The sequence below is a fragment of the Microbacterium sp. CnD16-F genome, assembly GCF_024124465.1.
GTDB lineage: Bacteria > Actinomycetota > Actinomycetes > Actinomycetales > Microbacteriaceae > Microbacterium > Microbacterium gawkjiense.
In genome coordinates this window covers 59,278-69,234 of sequence record NZ_JAMXSA010000011.1, presented here as the reverse complement: position 1 = coordinate 69,234, position 9,957 = coordinate 59,278, and the positions used below count along the sequence as shown (strand labels likewise).

The window sequence follows — 9,957 nt, the reverse complement described above, 5'->3', positions numbered from 1 at the left end:
GCGCGTCCTGTCGGCCTCGGTCGCCTCGAGCTCCCCCGCGCTCCCCTGCAGCGCTCGCCAGCCCGGCGACGGCGGCGGGCTGCTGCGCCCGAGCCACGTCGAGACGACCCCGCCCTCCTCGCCGACTCGCGCGGCGTCGTCGACGAGCCCCATGGCGCGCGGGTAGGCGCGGCGGAAGGCCGGCACGAGTCGCCCGCTGTCCCCCGTCGTCGCGCCGTACATCGCCCCGAGCAGCGCGAACTTCGCCTCGGACCGGGTGCTCACGACGCCGCGCGAGACGATGCCCTCGTACAGGTCGGTGTCCCGCGCGCTCTCGGCCAAGGCGGCATCCCGCGACATCGCGGCGAGCACCCGCGGTTCGAGCTGCGCCACGTCGGCGACCACGAGCGACCACCCGGGGTCGGCCCGCACCGCGGGGCGCAGCTGACGCGGCATCTGAAGCGCACCTCCGCCGGACGACGCCCACCGTCCCGTAACCACGCCGCCCGGCACGTACACCGGGCGGAACCGGCCGTCGGGTGCCCACTCGTCGCGCCAGGCCCAGCCGTTCGCGGTGAACAGACGCATGAGGCGCTTGTACTCCAGCAGCGGCGCGATCACCGGATGGTCGTACTCGCGCAGCTCCCACTTGCTGGTCGACGCCGCCGCGACCCCCACGCGGTGGAGCGCGCGCAGGAGCTTCGGCTGCGAGTCGAGGCTGACACCGGGGTCGCCGAGGAGCGCACGGACCTCGGCGCCGAGCGCCTCGATGCGCGCGGGCAGGCGTCCGGCGGGTTCCCGGGGCCCCAGCATCCCGGTCAGGATCCCGTCGTGCACCTCCGCGTCCCAGGGCACGCCCGCCGCGTGCATCTCGGTCGCGACGAGGGCTCCGACCGATTCCGCGGCCACCAGCAGGCGCAGCCCCGCCGCGCTCGCGGCGATCACCTCGCGCTGACGCTCGAACTCCGCCAGGGCCGAGTCCAGGTCGTGGGGCACCTCGCGCGTGCCCGGATCGATGTCGAAGAGCGCGCTCGGGCCGTCATCGGCGACGGATGCCGCGGCATCCCACTCCGTCGCGGAGCGCAGGCGGTCCGCTGCCACCGCACGGGCGCTGTCGCGCAGGATCGCGTGCGCGAGGCGCAGGTCGTGGCACCGCGCGACGCGGACGCCTCCCGCGAGGAGGGCCGGGTACCAGGCGGTCGTGTCGCTCCACACCCAGCGGGTGGTGCCCTCCGTGCGCCGCACCCGATCGGCGAAGTCGCGCCTGTCGAGGCGGGTCGTGTCGCCGCGTGATCCGTCGGCGGCGACGGGGACGAGGGCGACACCGTCGCCGATGGCCCCCACCACGATCCAGGGGACGGCGTCCCCGGCGGAGGCGCCCGGGACGGTCAGAGCCCGGAGTCCTCGCCGCGGACGAGGATGCAGCCGCACTCGGGACACGTGACGACGTCGTCCTCGGCCGCCGCGCGGACGGTGTTCAGGTCGGTCCCCGACAGCACCATGCGGCACCCGCCGCAGGTGCGGTGCTGCAGGAGACCGGCGCCGACGCCCCGCGCCGCGAGGCGGTCGTACATCGCGACCAGGTCGGCCGGCAGGCTCGCCGCGATCGCGGCGCGGTCACGCGTGGCGGCCTCGTGGCGGGCGGTCGCGTCGGCCACGACCTCCTTGGCCTCGGCGCTCAGGCGGGCACCCTCCTCATTGACCGAGGCGATGAGCGCCTCCTGGGCCGCGACCGCGGCCTCCGCCTCCTCGAGGCGCTCCATGACCTCGAGCTCGGCGTCCTCGAGGTCGGACTTGCGCTTGGCGAGCGAGGCGATCTCGTGCTCGAGCCCCTGCGCGTCCTTCGCGCTCGACGTCGACGCGAGCCGCTCGTTGTCGCGGGCGGTCCGGGCGTCGACGACGGCGACGTCGGACTGGATGCGGGCGAGCTCCGCCTTCGCGTCGTCACGGGCACCGAGTCGACGGGTGAGCTCGGCCGAGTGCGTCGCGCGCTCGGCGAGCAGCTCCTTCACGCGGGCGGCCTGCGCGGGGTTGCGGCGAGCGTGATCCGCCTGCTGCGCGGCGAGGTCCGCGTCGGCGAGATCGAGGAGGCGGCGCTGGTCGGCGAAGCTGGCTTTCACGCCCTCCAACCTACCCTCGGCCGACGGACCGCCGGGGCGTCGGCGACGAGCGGGATGCCGCAACGCACTAGCATGACGTGCCGGAATCGCGCGGGAGGAGATCAGCATGAGCATGCTGCGCACCAAGACGGTCGAACAGTCGATCGCCGACACCGAGGAGCCGGAGTTCCGGCTCAAGAAGTCGCTGTCCGCGCTCGACCTCACCGTCTTCGGCGTCGGTGTCGTCATCGGCGCCGGCATCTTCACCCTGACCGGGCGCGCCGCGCACGAGGTCGCCGGGCCCGCGATCGTCATCAGCTTCGTCGTCGCGGCCATCGCGTGCGGCCTGGCCGCCATGTGCTACGCCGAGTTCGCCTCGACCGTCCCGGTGTCGGGATCGGCGTACACCTTCTCCTACGCCTCCCTCGGCGAGCTCTTCGCCTGGATCATCGGGTGGGACCTCATCCTCGAGATGTTCCTCGGAGCGAGCGTCGTGGCGCAGGGGTGGAGCGCCTACCTCGGGTCGCTGATGGAACAGCTCGGCGCACCGATCCCCGCGGCCATCGGCTACGGCGGGACCGTCGACGTGATGGCCGTGCTGCTCGTCGTCGTTCTCGGTGTGCTCATCACCCTCGGCATCCGGGAATCCCTGCGCGTCAACCTCGTCCTCGTCGCGGTCAAGCTCTTCATCGTCCTCTTCGTGATCATCGCCGGCCTCCTGTTCGTGAACCCCGCGAACTACTCCCCCTTCATCCCGGATGCCGCGCCACGCGAGACGGCGTCGGGACTCACGCAGCCCCTCCTGCAGTTCTTCTCCGGCATCGAGCCGACCGCCTTCGGCGTGGGCGGGATCTTCGCCGGCGCCGCGCTCGTCTTCTTCGCCTACATCGGGTTCGACGTCGTCGCCACGACGGCCGAGGAGACCAAGCGCCCGCAGCGCGACCTCCCGATCGGCATCATCGCCTCGCTCGTCATCTGCACGATCCTCTACGGCGCCGTCGCCCTCGTCGTCACCGGCATGGTGCCGTACCAGGACCTCGACCCGGCCGCCGCGCTCGCGAACGCCTTCGCCTTCCACGGCCAGACCTGGATGGCCACCGTCATCTCCGCCGGCGCCGTCGCGGGGCTCACGACGGTCGTCCTGACGCTCATGATCGGCGCGAGCCGCATCATCTTCGCGATGTCGCGCGACGCGCTCCTGCCCCGCGGACTCGCGAAGGTGCACCCCCGCTTCCGGACCCCGTGGGTGATCTCGATCATCGTGACGGTCATCGTCGCCGTGGTCGCGGGGCTCACCCCCGTCGGCGTGCTGGAGGAGATGGTGAACATCGGCACGCTGTCGGCGTTCGTCCTCGTCTCCGTCGGGGTCATCGTGCTGCGCCGGCGTCGCCCCGACCTGCCGCGCGGTTTCCGCGTGCCGCTGAACCCGTGGCTGCCCGCCCTGTCGGCCGTCGTCTGCATCTACCTGATGCTGAACCTCACGGTCGAGACCTGGCTGCGCTTCCTCATCTGGCTCGCGCTCGGCTTCGTCATCTACTTCGCGTACTCGCGCCGGCACTCGCGGCTGGCGAAGGGCGGCGACCTCTACACCGCGCCGACCGCGCAGTGACGGCGCACCGGGCCTGCGGCTCCCGCCCGTAGACTCGGTCCGTCAGGGCCTTTAGCTCAGCTGGTAGAGCGCCACGTTTACACCGTGGATGTCGTCGGTTCGATCCCGGCAGGGCCCACTCCCGGCATCCGCCCTCCGCTGTCTCATCTCGCCGTCTCGAACGGCGAACGCCGCCGGGCGCAATGGGTAGGCTGAGGACAAGCGAGTTGTGCGCGGCGAACAAGCGCGCCCTCGCTCGAACCCTCCTTCCTGGCACGATCTGCCAGGCGACGAAAGGCCTCTTGTGACTGTCAACGATCAGGATCCGTACTCGCAGGGCCCGCAGGACAGCGACCCGGAAGAGACGTCGGAGTGGCAGGAATCCCTGCGCCAGCTCGTCGACGCCCGGGGCGCCGGCCGCGGCCGCGAGATCATGCTGAGCCTGCTGCAGAGCTCGCGCGAACTGCACTTGAATGTCCCGCAGGTCCCCACCACGGACTACATCAACACGATCCCGGCAGACAGCGAGCCCGAGTTCCCCGGTGACGAAGAGATCGAGCGTCGCTACCGCCGCTGGATCCGCTGGAACGCCGCGTTGACGGTGCACCGCGCTCAGCGTCCCGGCATCGGCGTCGGCGGTCACATCTCGACCTACGCCTCGTCGGCGGCTCTCTACGAAGTCGGTTTCAACCACTTCTTCCGCGGCCCCGACCACTCCAGCGGCGGCGACCAGGTCTTCTTCCAGGGCCACGCCTCCCCCGGCATGTACGCCCGCTCCTTCCTCGAGGGCGGGCTCACGAGCCAGCAGCTCGACGGCTTCCGCCAGGAGGCATCCGCTGCCCCCCACGGTCTGCCGTCGTACCCGCACCCGCGTCTCATGCCGGACTACTGGCAGTTCCCGACCGTGTCGATGGGTCTCGGTCCGATCAACGCCATCTACCAGGCGATGACGAACAAGTACCTCACCAACCGCGGGATCAAGGACCTCTCCGACTCGCACGTCTGGGCCTTCCTCGGCGACGGCGAGATGGACGAGGTCGAGAGCCGCGGTCAGCTGCAGGTCGCGGCGAACGAGGGCCTCGACAACCTCACCTTCGTCGTCAACTGCAACCTGCAGCGACTCGACGGCCCGGTGCGCGGCAACGGCAAGATCGTGCAGGAGCTCGAGAGCTTCTTCCGCGGCGCCGGCTGGAACGTCATCAAGGTCGTCTGGGGCCGCGAGTGGGACGACCTGCTCTCCCGCGACACCGACGGCGCCCTGCTGAACCTCATGAACAGCACTCCGGACGGCGACTTCCAGACGTACAAGGCCGAGAACGGCGCGTACGTCCGCGAGCACTTCTTCGGCCGCGACGAGCGCGCCGCCGCCCTCGTCAAGGACTACTCCGACGAGCAGATCTGGAACCTCAAGCGCGGCGGGCACGACTACCGCAAGGTCTTCGCGGCGTACAAGGCCGCCGTCGAGCACAAGGGCCAGCCCACCGTCATCCTCGCCAAGACGGTCAAGGGATACGGCCTCGGTCCGCACTTCGAGGGGCGCAACGCGACGCACCAGATGAAGAAGATGACCCTGGACGACCTCAAGCTCTTCCGCGACCAGATGCACATCCCGCTGACGGACGCGCAGCTGGAGGAGAACCCATACGAGCCGCCGTACTACCACCCGGGTGAGGGCGACGAGACCATCGAGTACATGGTCGAGCGCCGTCGCGCGCTGGGCGGCACGCTCCCGCAGCGTCGCAGCACGCACACCGCGATCAGCCTTCCCGACGACAGCGTCTACGCGCTGCCGAAGAAGGGCTCGGGCACGCAGGAGGTCGCCACCACGATGGCGTTCGTCCGCCTGCTCAAGGACCTGCTGCGCACGAAGGACTTCGGCCACCGCATCGTGCCGATCATCCCCGACGAGGCGCGCACGTTCGGTATGGACGCCTACTTCCCGACCGCGAAGATCTACAACCCGAACGGACAGAACTACACGTCCGTCGACCGCGAGCTGCTCCTGGCCTACAAGGAGAGCCCGCAGGGCCAGATCATGCACGTCGGCATCAACGAGGCCGGCGCCGTCGCCGCCTTCACGGGTGTCGGCACCTCCTACGCGACGCACGGCGAACCGCTCATCCCGGTCTATGTCTTCTACTCGATGTTCGGCTTCCAGCGCACGGGCGACGCCCAGTGGGCGGCGGGCGACCAGATGGCGCGCGGCTTCATCATCGGCGCCACCGCCGGACGGACCACGCTGACCGGTGAAGGCCTCCAGCACGCCGACGGCCACTCGCACCTGCTCGCCTCGACCAACCCGGCGACGGTCTCCTACGACCCGGCCTACGGCTACGAGATCGCGCACATCGTGCAGTCGGGTCTCGAGCGCATGTACGGCGGGGAGCACGAGGACCCGAACGTCATGTACTACATCACGGTCTACAACGAGCCGATCGTCCAGCCGAAGGAGCCGGAGGATGTCGACGTCGACGGCATCATCCGCGGCATCCACCGCGTCGCGACCGGGTCGGGTGAGGGCCACCGCGCCCAGATCCTCGCCTCGGGCGTGGGTCTGCCGTGGGCGCTCGAGGCGCAGGAGCTGCTGCAGAAGGACTGGGGCGTGAGCGCCGACGTCTGGTCGGTCACCAGCTGGACCGAACTGCGTCGTGACGGTCTGGCGGCGGACGAGCACAACTTCCTGCACCCGACCGAAGAGCCCAAGACGGCCTACGTCACCGAGAAGCTGCGCGACTCCGAGGGACCGATCGTCGCCGTCAGCGATTTCATGCACGCCGTGCAGGACCAGATCCGCCAGTGGATCCCCCGCCGGTACGCGACGCTCGGTGCCGACGGCTTCGGCTTCTCGGACACGCGCGCCGCGGCCCGTCGCCAGTTCAAGATCGACGGCCCGTCGATCGTCGTGCGCACGCTGCAGGCCCTGGCCGAGGACGGCGTCGTCGACCGCGGCCTGTCGGCTCAGGCGATCGAGAAGTACCGTCTGCACGACGTCAACGCCGGCACCTCCGGCAACGCGGGCGGCGAAGCCTGACCCGCGCGATGACCGAACGGCCGACCGCCCAAGAGAAGGCGGAGACACTGGCGTGGCTCCGTCGGATCTCGGGTGATCTCGCGACCACCACGCTGCGCAGGCTCGAAGAGTCCCTGCCGTGGTACGGCGAGATGCCCCCCGGGCGGCGGTCGGCCGTCGGTCTCGTCGCGCAGTCCGGCATCTCGTCCTTCATCGACTGGTACGACGACCCGAACTCGACGCCGTGGATCGCGGCCGACATCTTCGCGTCCGCTCCCCGCGAGTTGCTGCGGAGCATCAGCCTGACCCAGACGCTCCAGCTGATCCGCGTGACGGTGGAGACGACCGAGGAGCGCGTCGCGGGACGCGGCAACGGGCTGCGCGAGAGCATCCTGCTGTACTCGCGCGAGGTCGCCTTCGCGGCTGCGGACGTCTACGCCCGCGCGGCCGAGGCGCGCGGACTGTGGGATGCCCGCCTCGAGGCGCTCGTCGTCGACTCGATCCTGACGGGCGAGGCCGACGAGGAGCTGCCGAGCCGCATCGCGGCGCTGGGGTGGCACGGGCACGGCGAGGTCGCCGTCCTCGTAGGGACGACACCGCCTCAGCTGGACGTCGACCAGGTGCGCCGGACGGCCCGCAAGCTCGGTGTGGACGTCCTCATCGGTGTGCAGGGTTCGCGCCTGGTGCTCGTCATCGGGCGGGCCGACCAGACGGGCCGAGAGGATGCCGAGGAGCTCCCGTTCACCGACATCGCGGCGCGTCTCGAACCGGGGTTCGGGAGCGGTCATCTCGTGCTGGGCCCGACGGCGCCCGCCCTGTTGGATGCCGGCATCAGCGCGCGTGCCGCCCTCGCCGGCTTCGCTGTGGCGAAGTCCTGGCGCCACGCACCGCGGCCCGTCGACGCCGACGACCTGCTGCCCGAACGCGCCCTCGCCGGTGACCCGCTCGCGAAGGCCACCCTCATCGACAAGATCTACCGACCGCTGCAGGCGCACTCGACGGACCTCGTCACGACGCTGTGGAGCTACCTCGACAACGGCCGCTCGCTCGAAGCGACGGCCCGCGAGCTCTTCGTCCACCCCAACACGGTGCGGTACCGCCTGAAGCGGGTGTCGGACGTGATCGGGTGGGATGCCACCGGTCCCCGGGAGGCGCTCATCCTCCAGACGGCGCTGATTCTCGGCTCGATCGGCGCCGAGGTGACCCGCCGACGCCCGGCGCGCCGCGGCTGATCCTGTACGACACAGACAAACGATCCGCACTTTGTTGTGTGCCGACCGACAGCACGTCCGACCCGAACTTGCAAGGATGGAAACCGTGATCATCGCCGTCTTCCCGGGCCAGGGTTCGCAGACCCCCGGGTTCCTCACCCCGTGGCTCGACACCGAAGGCACCCGCGAGCTGCTCGAGCAGTACTCCGCGTTCGCCGAGGTCAACCTCGTCGCCGCCGGAACCGAGTGGGATGCCGACCGCATCCGCGACACCAAGGTCGCCCAGCCCCTCATCGTCGCCGCGAGCCTGCTCTCCTGGCGCGCGCTCGTCGCCGCCGGTCACCGCCCGGACGGTGTCGCGGGACACTCCGTGGGCGAGATCGCGGCGCTCGTCGCCGCCGGCGTCCTCACCGAGGAGGACGGTATGCGCCTGGTGGGCATCCGCGGCCGCGCGATGGCCGAGGCCGCCGCGCTCGAGGAGACGGGCATGAGCGCCGTCGTCGGAGGGGACGAGGCCACGGTCCTCGGCCGCCTCGAGGAGCTGGACCTCACCCCCGCCAACTACAACGGCGGCGGTCAGATCGTCGCCGCCGGCGCGCTGCCCGCCCTCGCGGAGCTCGCCGCCGAGGCGCCGCGCGGCAGCCGCGTCATCCCGCTGCAGGTCGCCGGCGCGTTCCACACGCGGTACATGGCGCCGGCCGTCGACACGCTGCGGTCGGCCGCGGCCGACGTCTCGGCATCCGACCCCTCTCTCACGCTCTGGAGCAACCGCGACGGCGGCACCGTCACCGACGGCCGCGCCGCACTGGATCTGCTCGTCGCGCAGGTCGCTAACCCCGTCCGCTGGGACCTGTGCATGGCTTCGTTCGCCGACAACGGCGTGACCGGGATCATCGAGCTCGCACCGGCGGGCACGCTCGTCGGACTCGCCAAGCGCGGGCTGCGCGGCGTACCGTCTGTTGCGGTGAAGACGCCCGAGGACCTCGCCGCCGCGAACGCCCTCCTGACCGGAGAGAACGCATGACCCCCCAGCTGATCCAGCCGACCGGCGTCGCCCACACCCGCATCTACTCCTACGGTGCGGCGCGCGGTCAGAACGCCGTCCCCAACGAGGACCTGATCGAACCGATCGACTCCAGCGACGAGTGGATCCGTCAGCGCACCGGGATCATCACCCGCGTGAGGGCGGATGCCGACACCTCGGCGATCGATCTCGCCGCCGACGCCGCCGTCGAGGCGATCGAACGCTCCGGCATCCCGGCCGACAAGATCGACGCCGTCATCGTCGCGACGATCTCGAACCCGAAGCAGACGCCGTCGGTCTCGGCGATCGTCGCCGACCGCGTGGGCGCGAACCCGGCGGCCGCCTACGATCTCAACGCCGCCTGCGCCGGCTTCGCCTACGGGGTCGCCCAGGCCGATGCCCTCATCCGCGCCGGCGCCGCCCACTACGCGGTCGTCATCGGTACCGAGAAGCTCAGCGACGTCGTGGACCCCACCGACCGCTCCATCTCGTTCCTCCTGGGCGACGGCGCGGGCGCGGTCGTCGTCGGACCGAGTGAGACTCCGGGCATCGGTCCGACCATCTGGGGCTCGGACGGCTCGAAGGCGGATGCCGTGGGCATGAACCACACGCTGACCGAGTTCCGCGACGGCCTCGCCCCCTGGCCCACCCTCCGTCAGGAGGGCCCGACGGTGTTCCGCTGGGCCGTCTGGGAGATGGTCAAGGTCGCACGGCAGGCCATCGAAGCCGCCGGGATCACCCCCGACGACCTGGCCGCCTTCGTGCCGCACCAGGCCAACATGCGCATCATCGACGAGTTCGCCAAGCAGCTGAAGCTGCCCGAGTCCGTCGTGATCGGTCGAGACATCGAGACGACGGGCAACACCTCCGCGGCATCCATTCCGCTGGCGACGCACCGTCTGCTCGAAGAGCACCCCGAACTCAGCGGCGGCCTCGCCCTGCAGATCGGATTCGGAGCCGGACTCGTGTTCGGCGCCCAGGTCGTCGTCCTCCCGTGACGACGGCACTCCCCCACCTAAACTGACTACCGGCCCGGCTGGGCCCGA

7 protein-coding genes and 1 tRNA gene are annotated in these 9,957 nt (G+C 70.8%); 6 read left to right on the top strand and 2 right to left on the bottom strand.

The genetic code is table 11. The features are described from left to right. Positions 1–1,410: bifunctional 3'-5' exonuclease/DNA polymerase (locus tag NH287_RS05225; protein ID WP_253034751.1), on the bottom strand; the 1,410-nt coding region annotated here is incomplete at its 3' end. Beyond that, positions 1,368–2,099, bottom strand: coding sequence for a zinc ribbon domain-containing protein (locus tag NH287_RS05220; RefSeq protein ID WP_217531803.1), 732 nt, complete (start codon positions 2,097–2,099; stop codon positions 1,368–1,370). The genes NH287_RS05220 and NH287_RS05225, both read right to left, overlap by 43 nt. 106 nt (positions 2,100–2,205) lie before the next feature. Here NH287_RS05220 and NH287_RS05215 point away from each other — a divergent pair, with 106 nt between their 5' ends. The 6 genes from NH287_RS05215 to NH287_RS05190 all read left to right on the top strand — a co-directional run bounded on the left by NH287_RS05215 (position 2,206) and on the right by NH287_RS05190 (position 9,909). Continuing rightward, the gene (locus NH287_RS05215) at positions 2,206–3,687 is read left to right on the top strand and encodes an amino acid permease (RefSeq protein ID WP_253034750.1); all 1,482 of its coding nucleotides are present in this window, start codon (positions 2,206–2,208) and stop codon (positions 3,685–3,687) included. Between the two features lie 45 nt (positions 3,688–3,732). Further along, positions 3,733–3,805, top strand: a tRNA-Val gene (locus tag NH287_RS05210). A 165-nt stretch (positions 3,806–3,970) separates the two neighbouring features. Further along, the gene (gene aceE / locus NH287_RS05205; protein ID WP_253034749.1) at positions 3,971–6,697 is read left to right on the top strand and encodes a pyruvate dehydrogenase (acetyl-transferring), homodimeric type; all 2,727 of its coding nucleotides are present in this window, start codon (positions 3,971–3,973) and stop codon (positions 6,695–6,697) included. An 8-nt stretch (positions 6,698–6,705) separates the two neighbouring features. After that, positions 6,706–7,908 carry a CdaR family transcriptional regulator gene (locus tag NH287_RS05200; protein WP_253034748.1) on the top strand — a complete coding sequence of 401 codons (1,203 nt, stop codon included), beginning with the start codon at positions 6,706–6,708 and terminating at the stop codon, positions 7,906–7,908. 85 nt (positions 7,909–7,993) lie between these two features. Next, a complete protein-coding gene (locus tag NH287_RS05195) occupies positions 7,994–8,911 on the top strand; it encodes an ACP S-malonyltransferase (protein WP_253034747.1) in 918 nt (305 codons plus the stop codon). Beyond that, positions 8,908–9,909 carry a beta-ketoacyl-ACP synthase III gene (locus tag NH287_RS05190; protein ID WP_253034746.1) on the top strand — a complete coding sequence of 334 codons (1,002 nt, stop codon included), beginning with the start codon at positions 8,908–8,910 and terminating at the stop codon, positions 9,907–9,909. The genes NH287_RS05195 and NH287_RS05190 overlap by 4 nt, the downstream gene beginning before the upstream one ends. Positions 9,910–9,957: the final 48 nt, after the last annotated feature.